Origin of the sequence: Microlunatus spumicola (assembly GCF_039536445.1) — a bacterium.
GTDB lineage: Bacteria > Actinomycetota > Actinomycetes > Propionibacteriales > Propionibacteriaceae > Microlunatus > Microlunatus spumicola.
The window spans coordinates 1,231,711-1,246,087 of the sequence record NZ_BAAAYR010000001.1; the positions used below are offsets into that span (position 1 = coordinate 1,231,711).

13 protein-coding genes and 1 tRNA gene are annotated in these 14,377 nt (G+C 71.4%); 3 read left to right on the plus strand and 11 right to left on the minus strand.

From position 1 onward, the window contains the following. Positions 1-88 precede the first annotated feature (88 nt). The 4 genes from ABD665_RS05540 to prfB form a co-directional block, all read right to left on the minus strand. Entirely contained in the window at positions 89-1,621 is a 1,533-nt protein-coding gene (locus ABD665_RS05540; protein WP_204911865.1) for a peptidoglycan DD-metalloendopeptidase family protein, read from the minus strand. A gap of 537 nt (positions 1,622-2,158) precedes the next feature. After that, positions 2,159-3,073 carry a permease-like cell division protein FtsX gene (gene ftsX, locus ABD665_RS05545; RefSeq protein ID WP_344741375.1) on the minus strand — a complete coding sequence of 305 codons (915 nt, stop codon included), beginning with the start codon at positions 3,071-3,073 and terminating at the stop codon, positions 2,159-2,161. 19 nt (positions 3,074-3,092) lie between these two features. Beyond that, positions 3,093-3,779: a cell division ATP-binding protein FtsE gene (ftsE, locus tag ABD665_RS05550; RefSeq protein ID WP_204911864.1), complete on the minus strand. Its 687-nt coding sequence runs from the start codon at positions 3,777-3,779 to the stop codon at positions 3,093-3,095. Between the two features lie 165 nt (positions 3,780-3,944). Next, positions 3,945-5,054 carry a peptide chain release factor 2 gene (gene prfB, locus ABD665_RS05555; protein ID WP_204911863.1) on the minus strand — a complete coding sequence of 370 codons (1,110 nt, stop codon included), beginning with the start codon at positions 5,052-5,054 and terminating at the stop codon, positions 3,945-3,947. 84 nt (positions 5,055-5,138) lie between these two features. On the opposite strand from prfB, the gene ABD665_RS05560 reads away from it, so the two are divergent. After that, a complete protein-coding gene (locus tag ABD665_RS05560) occupies positions 5,139-6,071 on the plus strand; it encodes an ROK family protein (protein WP_344741379.1) in 933 nt (310 codons plus the stop codon). Positions 6,072-6,480: 409 nt separating this feature from the next. On the opposite strand, the gene ABD665_RS05565 is transcribed toward ABD665_RS05560, so the two are convergent. Further along, on the minus strand, positions 6,481-6,942 hold the full coding sequence (locus ABD665_RS05565; protein ID WP_204911862.1) for a hypothetical protein: 462 nt from the start codon (positions 6,940-6,942) through the stop codon (positions 6,481-6,483). A 25-nt stretch (positions 6,943-6,967) separates the two neighbouring features. After that, a complete protein-coding gene (locus ABD665_RS05570; protein WP_204911861.1) occupies positions 6,968-7,267 on the minus strand; it encodes a hypothetical protein in 300 nt (99 codons plus the stop codon). Positions 7,268-7,374: 107 nt separating this feature from the next. Between ABD665_RS05570 and ABD665_RS05575 the strand changes: the two genes are divergently transcribed. Next, positions 7,375-7,448, plus strand: a tRNA-Val gene (locus ABD665_RS05575). A gap of 32 nt (positions 7,449-7,480) precedes the next feature. Here the strand turns inward: ABD665_RS05575 and ABD665_RS05580 are convergent. From ABD665_RS05580 to ABD665_RS05595, 4 genes are all read right to left on the minus strand, one after another. After that, positions 7,481-8,719 (minus strand): phospholipase D-like domain-containing protein, encoded by a 1,239-nt coding sequence (locus ABD665_RS05580; RefSeq protein ID WP_204911860.1) that lies wholly within the window; start codon positions 8,717-8,719, stop codon positions 7,481-7,483. Between the two features lie 480 nt (positions 8,720-9,199). Further along, entirely contained in the window at positions 9,200-9,646 is a 447-nt protein-coding gene (locus ABD665_RS05585) for a nitroreductase/quinone reductase family protein (RefSeq protein ID WP_204911859.1), read from the minus strand. 52 nt (positions 9,647-9,698) lie between these two features. Continuing rightward, positions 9,699-10,166, minus strand: a complete 468-nt coding sequence (locus tag ABD665_RS05590) for a redoxin domain-containing protein (protein WP_344741383.1) — start codon at positions 10,164-10,166, stop codon at positions 9,699-9,701. Next, positions 10,163-10,588, minus strand: coding sequence for a DUF3052 domain-containing protein (locus ABD665_RS05595; RefSeq protein WP_344741385.1), 426 nt, complete (start codon positions 10,586-10,588; stop codon positions 10,163-10,165). The genes ABD665_RS05590 and ABD665_RS05595 overlap by 4 nt, the downstream gene beginning before the upstream one ends. 251 nt (positions 10,589-10,839) lie before the next feature. On the opposite strand from ABD665_RS05595, the gene aceE reads away from it, so the two are divergent. Next, on the plus strand, positions 10,840-13,641 hold the full coding sequence (aceE, locus tag ABD665_RS05600; protein WP_204911858.1) for a pyruvate dehydrogenase (acetyl-transferring), homodimeric type: 2,802 nt from the start codon (positions 10,840-10,842) through the stop codon (positions 13,639-13,641). A 68-nt stretch (positions 13,642-13,709) separates the two neighbouring features. On the opposite strand, the gene ABD665_RS05605 is transcribed toward aceE, so the two are convergent. Continuing rightward, positions 13,710-14,321: a TetR family transcriptional regulator C-terminal domain-containing protein gene (locus ABD665_RS05605; protein ID WP_204911857.1), complete on the minus strand. Its 612-nt coding sequence runs from the start codon at positions 14,319-14,321 to the stop codon at positions 13,710-13,712. Between the last annotated feature and the right edge of the window lie 56 nt (positions 14,322-14,377).

Consider the following 14,377-nt stretch of genomic DNA (forward strand, 5'->3'; position numbering starts at 1 on the left):
CCCAGCGGTCCTGCCCCGGCGTTTCGCACCGGGGGGTGATCTGCGGGCCGGGCTCGCGCCCGGCCGGTCCAGCGGTACGACCGGTGGGTCAGTACCAGGTCATCGGGTTCACCATGCCGCCGTTCAGCCACACCATGAGGTGCAGGTGGCAGCCGGTGGAGTAGCCCGTGGTGCCGACGTAGCCGATGGTCTGGCCCTGCCGGACGTGGTCCCCGACACCGACGACGTAGCGGATGGCGTGGTTGTAGCCGGTGGTGACGTACTTCCCGTCGACCTTGCCGTGGTCGATCATCAGCCGGTTGCCGTAGCCGGCGTTGTAGTACTTCTCGGCCACGACCCCGCTGTAGGCGGCCTTGATCGCGGTGCCGCAGCCGGCGCCGAAGTCGGTGCCGTCGTGCAGCTTCCAGATGTGGGTGACCGGGTGCAGCCGCATCCCGTACGGGGACGTGATCGGTGCGGTGACCGGGTAGATGAAGCCGTGGTGCGCGCCCGAGGAGGACGTGCTGCGGGTGCTCGACGGGCGCGACGCCGGCTTGGGCGCCGCCACGCGGGCGGTGCTCGAACGCGACGTGCGCTTCGGCGCCTTGGCCCTGTCCTTGGCGGCGGCCTTCGCCTCGGCCCTGGCCCGGCGCTCGGCCTTGGCCTGGGCCTCGCGGCGCTCGGCGGCGGCCTTGGCCTCGGCGGCCTTCGCGGCCGCCTTCTCCTTGGCCACGCGCACCGCGATCCGGTGCTCCACGGTCGCCCGCTCGGCGGTGAGCTTCTCGTACTCCTGCTTGTCCTGGGCGACGTCCTGGGCGGCGGCCCGCTCGACGGCCTGCTGCTGCACGAGCTGGCCGGCGACCGCGGTGGCCGCCGCGCTGGCCTGGGCCTCGAGGCGACGGGTCTCGGCCAGCGAGTCCGCGGCCTCCTCCCGGTCCTTCGCGACCTTCTGCTCGGCCTTGGCCATCTCGGACCGCTTGGCCTTGAGCTGCGCCTCGAGCGCGAGCAGCTCGTCGATCTTGGACTGCGTGGTGTCGAGCATGGTGGTCGCCCACTGCATGCGCGTCGCCAGGTTGGCCGTGCTGGAGCTGGTGAGCACCGCGATCGGCATGAGGTTCGTCTGCTGCTGGTACTGGTTCCGCACGATGACGCCGACCATCTGCTTCTTGGCGTCGAGGCGCTCCTGGCAGTCCAGGACCGCCGCCTTGGCCTTGGCCAGGTCGGTCTGGGCCCGCTTCAGCTTGGCCGCCAGGCGGACGTCCTCGGCCTTGGCCGCCGTCAGGGCGCCCTGGGCGCGGGACAGCTCGGCCTGCGCCGAGGCGAGGCGGCTCGCGGCCTGGTCGACCTGGACCCCCGCGTTGCTGAGCGCGGCGCTCGACTCGGTGAGGTCGGACTTGGAACGGCTGATCTGCTGCTTGAGCGCGTTGCGCTGGTCGGTCAGGTCGTCGGCCTGGGCCGTCGAGACGAGCAGGCCCGCGGTCAGGGCGACGACGAGCGCACCCGTCAGGACCGCGGACGGCACCCGGACGCCGAGGGCGTGCAGGCGGCCGCCGAGGCGGCTGGGGCGCTGACCACGGTGCTCGCCCGAAGGCAGGTCGTCGGCGACCGGAGCGTCGGTGAGGACGCGGGGAAGGTCCGGCACAGCGTTCTTCCAATCGAGGTCCGTCGGAGCCCCTACCTCGACCGTTCGCGGCGGCCTCGGCGGTAACTCTCGACTAGAGATCGAGATTCTGGGGTGAATCCCGGTGTGTCGGTCGGGGGTGACCGGCAGCCCGGATGTTAGGCAGAACGTCGCGGAGCCCCGCAAGCCTTTGCACTCGAGTCACAGGGGGCTCAGGCGTAACCCGGGGTGAAGGCTTCATCGAGACTTAAGCAGGCACCTCGAGGCAGCACATCGGCGCCCGGATCGTCAAGACCTCACGTCCTCGGAGCCCCGGAAGCGCCCCTGACGCCCGTCGGACCGCCCTTGCCGACCACTGGTCACCTCGGCTGTAACGGCGCGCGCCTGAGGCGACGAACCGACCACTGGTCACTCGGTGTCCTGCACCTCGGGTGGAACAGGGATGGTCGAAGGGGCCTTCGTCCCCCGGAACGACGACAGCCGCGCACCGGGTCCCCGCGGGTGCGGGAGCCGGTGCGCGGCTGCGACGTGCTGCGGGCCCAGGGCCCCGTCAGCGGGTCAGACCCGGAGGTACTTCCGCGTGGTCACGAGGGTCGGGACGACCGCCAGAACGAGGCCGACGATAGCCACGCCGAGCATCGCCAGGCCGGTCTGGCTCCACCCGATCCAGGGGATCGAACGGATCGCCGGCTCGGCACGCTGCATGACGATGAAGTAGACGCCCGCCCCCAGCGTCGCGCAGGCCAGGGCGGCGCCGATCAGCGCCGAGAACACGGCCTCGAAGAGGAACGGCAGCGTGATGTAGAGGTTGCTCGCGCCGACCAGCCGCATGATGCCGATCTCGCGCCGTCGGGCGAAGGCGGCGAGCCGGATCGTGTTGCCGATCTGCAGGGCCGCGGCGACGAGCAGCAGGCCCGAGGCGACGATGGTCCCCCACTGGACGAAGTTCAGGGCGTTGAAGAAGGGGTCGAGGTACTGGCGCAGGTCCTGCACCTTCTGCACCCCGCGCAGCCCCTGGACCGAGCTGACGACGCCCTCGTACTCCTCGGGGTTCTTCAGCTTGACCCGGAAGGACTCCTGCATCTGGTCCACCGTGAGCGAGTCACGGATGGGGCTGCCGGCGTACGCGCGCTGGAACTCGTCGTACGCCTGCTGCTTGTTCTCGAAGAACACGCCGTCGGCGGCGACCTCGGGGTTGGAGAGCAGCGTCTGCTGGATGACCTGCTTCTGCGCGTCCGTGGCGTCCTGGCCGGGGTCGCAGTTGTCGCCCGAGACGTCGGTCGTGCACAGGAAGATCGAGATCTCGATCTTGTCGTACCAGCGGCCCTTCATGAGGTCCACCTGCTGGTTGGCCAGCAGGCCCGCCCCGAAGAGGGACAGCGAGACCCACATGGTCATGATGACCGCGAGGGTCATCGTCAGGTTCTGGCGGAGACCGGCGCCGGTCTCGGAGAAGATGTGGCGGAAACGCATCAACGGTCCTTACTGCTGCTCACTGGTACCCGTAGACGCCGCGGCTCTGGTCGCGGACGACCTCGCCGTCGTCGAGCTCGATCACGCGCTTGCGCATCTGGTCCACGATCGTCGAGTCGTGGGTGGCCATCAGCACGGTGGTGCTGGCGCGGTTGATCCGGTCGAGCAGCTTCATGATGCCGATGCTCGTCGCCGGGTCGAGGTTTCCCGTCGGCTCGTCGGCGATGAGGATCATCGGGCGGTTGACGAAGGCGCGGGCGATGGCGACGCGCTGCTGCTCGCCGCCGGACAGCTCCTCGGGGAGCCGTCCGCCCTTGCCGTCGAGGCCGACGAGCTCGAGGACCTCGGGCACGACGCGCTTGATGGTCGACGGCGGCTTGCCGATGACCTGGAGCGCGAAGGCGACGTTCTCGGTGACGGTCTTGTTCGGCAGCAGCCGGAAGTCCTGGAACACCGTGCCGATCTGGCGGCGCATCGCCGGGATCTTCCAGCTGTGCAGCTTGCCGAGGTCGCGGCCGGCGACGAACACCTTGCCGCGAGTGGCGCGCTGCTCGCGCAGGATGAGGCGGAGGAAGGTCGACTTCCCGGAGCCGGAGGCACCGACCAGGAAGACGAACTCCCCCTTGTCGATGTCGACGTTCACACGGTCGAGCGCCGCACGGCGCTGACCGTCATAGGTCTTGGAGACGCTCTCGAATCGGATCACAAGCTGGTCCTGGCCGGCTAGGTTGCTCCGTCCCCGGCGCACGGCCGGGCCGGACGGCCTCGACCACTGTAGGTGAGCGCACCACCCCACCGGCTGACCCGAGCGACCGGGCGCGCCGCGACAGCAGGCCCCGGCACGGGCCCGACGGCCTCGCCGGAGGACGGCTCAGCCCGCGTGCTCCTGCATCCGCCAGCGGATGCCGGACTCGATGAACCCGTCGATGTCGCCGTCGAAGACCGCGTCGGGCGAGGAGACCTCGAAGTCCGTGCGGAGGTCCTTGACCATCTGGTAGGGGTGCAGCACGTACGAGCGCATCTGCGAGCCCCAGCTGTTGCCGCCGTCGCCCTTGAGCGCGTTCATCTCGGCCTCGCGGTCGCGGCGCGCCTTCTCCAGCAGCCGCGACTGCAGCACGCGGAGCGCGGCCGCCTTGTTCTGCAGCTGCGACTTCTCGTTCTGGCAGGACACGACGATGCCGGTCGGCAGGTGGGTGAGCCGGACCGCGGAGTCGGTGGTGTTCACGCTCTGCCCGCCGGGCCCGGAGGACCGGAACACGTCGACGCGGATGTCCGCCTCGGGGATGTCGATGTGGTCGGTCGACTCGGTCACCGGCAGCACCTCGACCCCGGCGAACGAGGTCTGGCGGCGCCCCTGGTTGTCGAAGGGCGAGATCCGGACGAGGCGGTGGGTACCCTGCTCGACGGACAGCGTCCCGTACGCGTACGGCGCCCGCACCTGGAAGGTCGTGGACTTGATGCCCGCCTCCTCGGCGTAGGAGGTGTCGAAGACCTCGGTGCCGTACTTGTGCCGCTCGGCCCAGCGCAGGTACATCCGCTGCAGCATCTCGGCGAAGTCGGCCGCGTCGATGCCGCCGGCCTCCGAGCGGATCGTGACCAGCGCGTCGCGCTCGTCGTACTCCCCCGACATCAGCGTGCGGACCTCGAGGGCGTCGATCGTCTTGCGCAGCGCGGTCAGCTCGCTGTCGGCCTCGACCATGCTGGCGTCGTCGTCCTCCTCCTGGCCGAGCTCGACGAGCACCGCCAGGTCGTCGAGGCGCTGACGGAGGTTGCTCAGCCGGTCGACGTCGGACTGCAGCGACGAGAGCCGCGAGGTGACCTGCTGCGCGTGGTCGACGTCGTCCCACAGGTCGGGCGCAGAGACCTCCTGCTCGAGGGCGGCGATCTCCACCTGCTTGCTCGCGGGGTCCACCACCGCCTCGATCGAGGCCAGGGCCCGCTCGAGCTCGGGGATCGCCACGGAGAAGTCGGTACCAGCCACGACATGCGAGTCTAGGTGACCCCGCACAGGTTGCTCCCGGCTCGACCCGGCGGGCTCGCCAGGAGACGGGTCCAGGAGGAGAACGTGCGCGAGGTCGTCCTGGCCATCGACGTCGGCGGGACCAAGATGGCCCTCGCCCTCGTGGACGACGAGGGCACCGTCCTCGCCGAGGAGCTGCGCCCGACGCGGCCGGACCCGGACCCGCTCGCGGTGGTCGGCCCGCTGCTCGACGGCGTCGCGGCCATCTGCGCCCGGCTGCCCCCGGCCGACGGACCGCTCCGGGTCGGGATCGCCTCCGCCGGACCGTTGGACGGGCCGACCGGCACCGTCTCCCCCGTGAACATCCCCGCCTGGCGGGACTTCCCGCTCGTCGCCCACGTGCGCGGGGCCGCGGAAGCGGCCGGCGGGCGTACGGCGCTGGTCGGGCTGGCGGGCGACGGGCACTGCTTCGCCCTCGGCGAGCACTGGCTCGGGGCCGGGCGGGACGTGGCCTCGATGGTCGGGATGGTGCTGTCGACCGGGGTCGGCGCCGGTGCGGTGCTCGAGGACCGGCTGTTCGGCGGGACGACCGGCAACGCCGTCCACCTCGGGCACACCAGCGTCAACGCCTGGGGCGAGCTGTGCGTGTGCGGCGGGCACGGCTGCGTGGAGATGTACGCCCGCGGCCCGGCCCTGGTCGCGGCGGCCCGACGGCTCGGCTGGACCGGCGGCGACGACGCGAAGGCCCTGACGGCCGACGCGCGGGCCGGTGACCCCGTCGCAACCGGCGTCATCGACGAGGGGATGCGCGCGCTGGCGGCCGGCATCGCCGCGACGGCGACCCAGCTCGACGTGACGACGTTCGTCCTCGGGGGCGGGGTGTCCCGGGCCGGCGAGGTGATCTTCGGGCCGCTGCGCCGGCACGTCGCCGCCTTCGCCGCCCTCCCGTACGTCCGCGCGCTCGAGGTCCGCCCCGCCGTGCTCGAGAACGCCGGCCTCCTCGGCGCCGCCGCCCTCGCGCTCCGCCTCGAGGCCTGAGCCCACCTCCGAGCGTTCGTGGCGCGACTGTGCGCTGCCGCACCGCCGATGGAGTGTCGCGGTGCGCGAGCGCACACCTGCGCATACGCCCCCTGAGCTCGTCGAAGGGCCCGGAACGGGTCGACGCTGGTCGTGGAGAAACCGCCAACCTCTTCGAGGCCCTTCGACAGGCTCAGGGGGCGTGCTGCGGCCGACCTCTTCGAGGCCCTTCGACAGGCTCAGGGGGCGTTCACGGCTTGACTGCGCGCTACCGCACCCGCCGACGACGTGTCGGGGTGCGCGAGCGCACACCTGCACATCCGCCCCCTGAGCTCGTCGAAGGGCCCGGAACGGGTCGGTGCTGGTCGTGGAGAAGCCGCCAACCTCTTCGAGGCCCTTCGACAAGCTCAGGGGGCGTGCGGTCCGGCGATCACGCGCGGCGAGAGGCGGGGCTGCCCTCGTCGCCCGGCTCCTCGCCGGTCGTGTCGGCGTCCTCGAGCTCGTCCGGCTCGGGAACGCGCAGCTCCTCGACGCGGACGTAGGTGTCGACGCGGTTGCCGGTGCGCAGCGGGCGGTCGCCCAGCCAGACGAGGACGAAGGCGGCGAAGGAGAGCGCCAGGGCGAGGACCGGTCCGAAGACGAGCACCCAGACGAGGACCAGGCCGAGCACGTCGAGGCCGAGGGCGAGGAGCGCCGTGCGCGGGGCGAGGCGGCTGCGGCGGGCGCGCCAGGTCACGTAACCCACCCACGGAACCATCGCCACGAGCGTCACGACGAGCGCGAAGCCGGACATGCCGCCGGTGAACGCACCGGCGACCAGCCGGAGCATCGCCACCAGGGCGATCGCGCCGGTGAGCACGCCGAGCGCGGTGCGGGCCGCCAGGGTGGTCATGGGCGGCCAGCGTACGGGCTGGTGGTCAGCCCTGGCCGAGAGCGGCCTGGAGCGCGCGGACACGCGCGAGGTCGTCGGCGAACCCGTCGGGCGAGGTGAGGTCGGGCTCATCGTCGTCGCTGTTCACCACGTACTCGACGGTCTCCATCACCGCGCGCTGCTGCTGCGCGGTGAGGTCGTCCCAGCGGGTGAGGATCCGGGCCAGCCCCGCGTGCGCGGCGAACGCGCGGTCGATGTCGAGGTCGTGGTTGCTGGTGAGGGCACCCATGAGCATCGACCTGTGGTCCGACAGCGTCGTGCGGAGCACCGCCACCTCGTCCGTCACGCGTCCAGGTTAGGTCATCCTCACCTGGCGGGGTCCGGGGTCCGCCGACCGGTGCGAGAATGGCGCGGCCCGACGGGCGACCGCTACCTTGGTCGGCCGCGGGACGCGGGAGCATAGCTCAGCTGGTCAGAGCACCTGCCTTACAAGCAGGGGGTCGGGGGTTCGAGCCCCTCTGCTCCCACCCGCACGGCACCACGGGGGGCGCGGCGTCCCTCAGCGCAGGTCGTCGGAGGTCAGCCGGTGGGCGCCCCCGACCATCACCGCGAAGCCGTCCTGCATGGCCGCGGCGTCGGTCCAGACCGACGACGTGACGACCGCGTTGCCGTTCCTGGTGTAGGCCGTCGTGTTCTGCGTGGTCGAGCCCTGCGCGGAGAACGGTCGCCCGCAGCCCGTCGCGGCCAGGCTCTTCTGGTGGTCGTAGACCTTGCGGCCGGTGACCGGGTCGAGCAGGACCGACACGTCGTAGACCGGGATGCCGGCCGCCACCATCCGCTGCTTCTGGGTCGTCGAGTAGTGCCCGGTCAGCTCGTCGTTCGCCGCGACCTGGACGTACGCCCCGGCCTTGCGGAACCGGATCAGCTGGTCGACGAGCTCGCTCTTGGAGGGGCTCAGGTAGAAGTTGGCGAACGTGACCCGGGAGCCCGGTCCGCAGTCGGCCTTCTTCGCCCACCTGAGGACGGGGTCGGTGCGGACCTCGGGCATCATCCACAGCCGGCGACGCCCGTCGCACGTCTTCAGCGCCCCGATCTTCTTCGCGGTCCGGTCCCTCCACAGGAGGGTGAGGTGCGCACGAACCTGCACGTAGAGGCAACGATCGGTCACCACGGTCCGGTCGTTGTAGGCGGTGTCGAGCGAGTAGGTCCAGTTGCCCGAGTCCGAGATCGTCTGCTCGTCCCCGTCGAGAGCGGGGTCGGGGTCGATGAGGACGAGCTTGCGGTGCTCGATGCCGGCCTTGCCCGACCGGGACAGCGAGCCCCAGCCGACCTTCACCGGCTGCCCCAGGAGCCGGAGCGTGTCGACGAGCACCTGGACCTTGTCGGCGACGTCCCCGCTCTTCTCCCCGTCCGGCTTCGGGTGGCTCGTGAGCATCCGCACGGACACCCCGCGGGCCGCCGCCCGGATCAGCGCCGCCGCCAGGTCGTCGCGGGTCGTCGAGTACATGACGACGTCGACGCGGCCGCCGGGCGGCACGGCGTCGAGCCGCCGGACCAGGTCGTTGCCGAGGGTGCAGGGGGTCAGGTCCCCGGGGCGGCACCAGGGAGCGATGACGGACGTCGACGGTGTCGAGTAGAGGTACTCCGACGACGAGGGCACCGGCGGTTCGGCTACCGGTGCAGCCGCCGCCGGCGTCGGTCGGCCGGCGAGGGGCACCAGGCCCAGCACGAGGGCCAGCAGGAGGCAGGCGACGAAGGACGTCCGGGCGTGCCGGCGCGCGGGTGACCGATGCGGCACGGGCCGCCCTCCTTCGGCGGGGCGTCTGCGCACGCTCGGGGTCACGGCGCTGCTGTACCCGCAGGGAAGAAGGTCTCACCCCGAAGGGTGTGGGTGGCGCACGACGCACCGGAGACGAGGACGGGCTCCGGCCCCCGGAACCCTCCGCAGCGACGTCGTCCGACCGCGACGGAGACACCCTCGCGGAATTCGTGGCGCCGGACCTGTCACACGGGAGGCACCCGCAGCGATGAGGACGACGACCAGGTGTGCAGCAGCAAGGAGGACCCATGGCCGTCGTGCACGTCTACCTCGTCCCCGGGACGCTCGTCCGTGTGCAGGACGGCTGGTGCCCCACGTGCCAGGTGTCCTCGGTCTGGACCGGCCCGGTCTGGCGGCTGTGCCCGGACGGGGTGTCCCCGAACGGCGACATCACCGGCTGCGCCGGGTGCGACACGTGGAACAGGCGTCCCGCGCCGGCACCCGACCGCGCGGCGAGCCTCAGTCGCGACGCTCGGCGAGCAGGACCGGGATGAGGCGGTCGGTCTTCGTCTGGTACTCCGCGTACGGCGGGTAGGCGGCGACCGCCCGGTCCCACCACTCCTGGCGCTCGTCGCCGGACAGCTCGCGCACGTGCGCGTCCCAGCGGTCGGCACCGTCCTGCACCATCAGCGCATCGGGGTCCGCCGTGAGGTTGTGGTACCAGACGGGGTGCTCCGGCGCGCCGCCCTTCGAGGCCACGAGCGCGTACGCGCCGTCGTGCTCGACCTTCATCAGGGCCATCTTGCGGAGCTTGCCGGACTTGCGGCCGCGGGTCGTGAAGATCACGACCGGCAGGCCGGTGTCCATCAGCGTGTTCGCCTCGCGACCGTCGGTCGCCTCGTAGGTCGCGACCTGGTCGCGGACCCACTTCTCGGGGCTGGGCTCGTACTCACCTTCGAGGGGCATGGTCCGAGCGTAGGCACGGCGCGGCGACCGGGACGCCGGGGGTGCCCGGGGCTCAGGAGACCTGGAGCGCCGTCCGGACGTGCTCGACGATGTCGCGCGGCTCGCCGATGCCGTTCAGGACCCGCCAGGTGATCGTGCCGGACGCGTCCAGCAGGAAGGAGCCGCGGAGGGCGCACCCGGCCTCGTCGTCGAACACGCCGTACTCCCGCGCGATCGCCCCGTGCGGCCAGTGGTCGCTCAGCAGGTCGAACGGCAGGTCCTCCGCCTCCGCGAACGCGCGCAGCGTGAACATCGCGTCGCAGGACACGGCGGCCACCCGTACGCCGGCGGCCGCGAGGTCGGCGTGACCCGCCCGCAGCGCGCCCAGCTCCCCGGTGCAGATGCCCGAGAAGGCCCAGGGGTAGAAGACGAGCAGCAGCGGGGCCTCGTCCTGCGCGACGAGCCCGGAGAGCAGCACCGTCTCGCCGTGGTGGTTCCGCGTGCGGAAGTCGGGGGCCCGGTCGCCCACCGCCAGGGTCACCGGCGCGTGCCGCGCGGGCGTACGAGCTTGGTGGCGGACCAGTCCGTGGACACGGTGGCGCTGACGGTCTGCGCGAGGCCGGCGGTGATCGCGGACTCCGACAGGTCGCTCGCGTCGACGTAGCCGTCCCGGCCGACCTTGGGCGTCATCAACCAGATGTAGCCGGTGTCGGTGAGGTCGGTGAGCGAGTCGACGAGGCCGTCGACCAGGTCGCCGTCCCCCTCGCGCCACCACAGCAGGACGACGTCGACCGCCTCGACCGCCTCCTCGACGAGCTCGCCGTCGATGGCGTCCTCGACCGAGAGCCGCAGCCCCTCGTCGACGTCGTCGTCCCAGCCGAGCTCCTGGACGATCTGACCGCTGGTGAGTCCCAGCTTGCTGGCCGCCGGGTTGTCGCCCGTGGCACCTGCCGCCGCACTCACGGCGCGCTCCTCTCGTGTGACCGCCTCGCTGATGGACGGCCCGTCCCCGTGGGACGCGTCCACGCGCCCACCCTGATGGCGCACAGCCTCCCACAGGCGGGCCCCTCCAGGAAGGGGGAACCAGGTGTTGCGGCCCCGGTCGGGAACCGCACGGTGCGAAGCGCTGGGACCCGGTGACAGGATGGGGCCCACGAAGACGAGGGGCGCGAGCGGCACCACCCCAGCCGCTGGCCCGAGGTGAGGAGCATCCGATGGCGAGCCAGAGCGGGCAGACCGGTACGACCGGCGCGAACAGCGGCGGCCCCCGCCCGACCCTGACGGCGGAAGGCCTGGTCCACCAGGTCCCCGACATCGACCCCCAGGAGACCCAGGACTGGCTCGAGTCCCTGGACGACCTGCTGGACGAGAAGGGCAAGGCACGCGCGCGGTTCGTGATGCTGCAGCTGCTGGCCCGGGCGCGCGAGAAGCAGGTCGGCCTGCCGGCACTGCGCAGCAGCGACTACGTCAACACGATCCCGCCGGAGGCGGAGCCGTGGTTCCCGGGCGACGAGCACGTCGAGCGGCGCCTGCGTGCGTACATCCGCTGGAACGCGGCGATCATGGTGAGCAAGGCCAACCGCAAGGGCCTCGAGGTCGGTGGCCACATCGCGACCTACCAGAGCGCCGCGAGCCTCTACGAGGTCGGCTTCAACCACTTCTTCCGCGGCAAGGACGCCCCCGGCGGCGGTGACCACGTCTTCATCCAGGGTCACGCCTCCCCCGGCATCTACGCCCGCGCCTACCTCGAGGGCCGGCTGTCGAGCGACCAGCTCGACGGCTTCCGCCAGGAGGTCTCGCGCGGACCGGGTCGTGGCCTGTCGTCCTACCCGCACCCGCGGCTCATGCCCGAGTTCTGGGAGTTCCCGACGGTCTCGATGGGCCTGACGGGCATCAACTCGATCTACCAGGCGCGGTTCAACCGCTACCTGGCCAACCGCGGCGTCAAGGACACCTCCGACCAGCGCGTCTGGGCCTTCCTCGGCGACGGCGAGATGGGCGAGCCCGAGTCGCTCGGCGCCATCCGCGTCGCGTCCCGCGAGGGCCTGGACAACCTGACCTGGGTCATCAACTGCAACCTCCAGCAGCTCGACGGCCCGGTCGTCGGCAACGGCAAGGTCGTGCAGGAGCTCGAGTCGTACTTCCTCGGGGCCGGCTGGCACGTGATCAAGGTCCTGTGGGGCCGCGACTGGGACCCGCTGCTCGCCGCGGACGCCTCGGGCGCGCTGGTCAACAAGATGAACACCACGCCGGACGGGCAGTTCCAGACCTACCTGGTCGAGGACGGCGCCTACATCCGCCAGAACTTCTTCGGCGGCGACCCGCGTCTGGCCAAGATGGTCGCGAACTTCTCCGACGAGCAGCTGAAGGTGCTCTCCCGCGGCGGCCACGACTACCGCAAGGTCTACTCGGCGTTCAAGGCGGCGACCGAGCACGTCGGGCAGCCGACCGTGATCCTGGCCCAGACCGTCAAGGGCTGGACGATCGACGCGCTGGAGGGCAAGAACGCCACCCACCAGATGAAGAAGCTGACGAGCAAGGACCTCAAGGCCTTCCGCGACCGGCTCTACCTGGACATCCCGGACAGCAAGCTCGAGGACCCGTACAACCCGCCCTACTTCCACCCGGGCAACGACTCCGACGAGATCGCCTACCTGCAGGAGCGTCGTCGTGCGCTCGGCGGCTACGTGCCCGAGCGGCGCGTGAAGCCGACGATCGTCAAGCTGCCGGGCGACGAGATGTACGCCCCGCTGATGGAGCCGGCCGGCGGCGCCAAGGTGGCGACGACGCAGGCGTTCGTGCGCCTGCTGCGCGACCTGATGCGCGACAAGGAGATCGGCCAGCGGATCGTCCCGATCGCGCCGGACGAGTTCCGGACGTTCGGCATGGACTCGATGTTCCCGACGGCGAAGATCTACAACCCGCACGGGCAGACGTACGAGTCGGTCGACCGCAAGCTGCTGCTGTCGTGGAAGGAGGCCAAGAACGGCCAGCTCCTCCACGAGGGCATCTCCGAGGCCGGGGCCATGGGCTCCACGATCGCCGCGGGCTCCGCCTACTCGATGCACGGCGAGCCGATGATCCCCGTCTACATCTTCTACTCGATGTTCGGGTTCCAGCGGACCGGCGACTCCATCTGGGCCATGGCCGACCAGATGTCGCGCGGCTTCCTGATCGGCGCCACCGCGGGTCGCACGACGCTCACCGGCGAGGGCCTGCAGCACGCCGACGGGCACTCGCCGCTGCTCGCCAGCACCAACCCGGCGGTCGTGCACTACGACCCCGCGTTCGCGTACGAGATCGGGCACATCGTCAAGGACGGCCTGCGTCGGATGTACGGGCACGAGGACCCGGACCACCCCGAGGGCGAGAACGTCATCTACTACATGACCGTGTACAACGAGCCGGTCGACCAGCCGGGCGCGCCGGAGGGGCTCGACGTCGACGCGCTGCTGCGCGGCCTCTACCGCTTCAACACCGCGCCCATCGACCCGGCCGGCAAGCCGCGCGCCCAGCTCCTCGCCTCGGGCGTGGGGATGGCTGCCGCGCTCAAGGCCCAGAAGATGCTGGCCGACGAGTGGGGCGTGGCCGCCGACGTGTGGTCGGTGACCTCGTGGAACGAGCTGCGCCGCGACGCCGTGGAGACGGCGAAGTGGAACCTCAACCACCCGGGCGAGGACAAGCGGTACCCGCACGTCACGCAGATGCTGCACGGGGCCGAGGGTTCGGTCGTCGCCGTCAGCGACTACATGCGCGCCGTGCAGGACCAGATCGCGCCGTACGTCTACCAGCCGTGGACCTCGCTCGGCACGGACGGGTTCGGGTTCGCCGACACCCGCGCCGCCGCCCGGCGGTTCTTCGAGGTGGACGCCGAGTCGATCGTCGTCGCCACCCTCGAGAGCCTGGGCCGTGAGGGTCAGTACGACGCCGGTGCGGCCAAGCAGGCGTACGACACGTACGCCGTCGGCGACCCCACCGCCGTCGCGGGCGTGGCACAAGAGGGCGCTGGCGCGTAGTCGCCCACACCGAGCCATGTTGTGCACCGTTGTTGGTGCACAACATGGCTCGTTGTCGTCGTGGGGCGTCAGGCCGGCGTGCGGGAACCTGAGCGCAGGACGTCGAGCAGGGAGTCCAGGGCGGCCTCGAGGGGCCAGCTGCTGCGTTCGGGCTGGCTGAGCATCAGCCCACCCTGCACGGCGGCGAGGATGGCGGCGGCGAGGCGGTCCGGGTCGACCGAACCATCGACGTGCCCGGCGGCGCGCATCCGGCGGATGCCGTCGGCGAGCTTGCCGCGCCACAGCGTCATGGACTGCGCCACGAACCCGGCGAGCTCGGGGTCCGTCGCCGCGGCCTCCCAGGCCAGCGAACCGATCGGGCACGCCCACCGGCCGAGCCCGAGGTAGTACGCGACGAGCGCGTCGCGCCAGGCGTGCCAGGACTCCCACGTGGCCAGGTCGTCCAGCCACGGCAGCTGCGCCTCCAGGAGCTGCTGCCCCTCCCAGTTCGCGACCTCGCGGACCAGCTCGGACTTGCCGCCCGGGAAGTAGTGGAAGAGCTGGCTCTTGCTGGTCAGCGTGGCCGCGCGGACGCCGTCGAGCGTCGTGCCCCCGATGCCGCTCGCGAGGATCTGCTGCCCGGTCGCCTCGATGATCCGCTGGCGGGTCTGCTGACCGCGCTTGGTGAGGGTTCCGTCCACGCACCCGAGGTTACGCTCTGGACCCTACGGTCCAGAACCTGTGCTAGAACTGGACC

Bases quoted from the DNA above. Each gene is read 5' to 3' on its own strand.
- ftsX (WP_344741375.1), bottom strand. From the start codon at position 3,073: ATGCGTTTCCGCCACATCTTCTCCGAGACCGGCGCCGGTCTCCGCCAG.
- aceE (WP_204911858.1), top strand. From the start codon at position 10,840: ATGGCGAGCCAGAGCGGGCAGACCGGTACGACCGGCGCGAACAGCGGC.
- ABD665_RS05565 (WP_204911862.1), bottom strand. From the start codon at position 6,942: ATGACCACCCTGGCGGCCCGCACCGCGCTCGGCGTGCTCACCGGCGCG.
- ABD665_RS05585 (WP_204911859.1), bottom strand. From the start codon at position 9,646: ATGCCCCTCGAAGGTGAGTACGAGCCCAGCCCCGAGAAGTGGGTCCGC.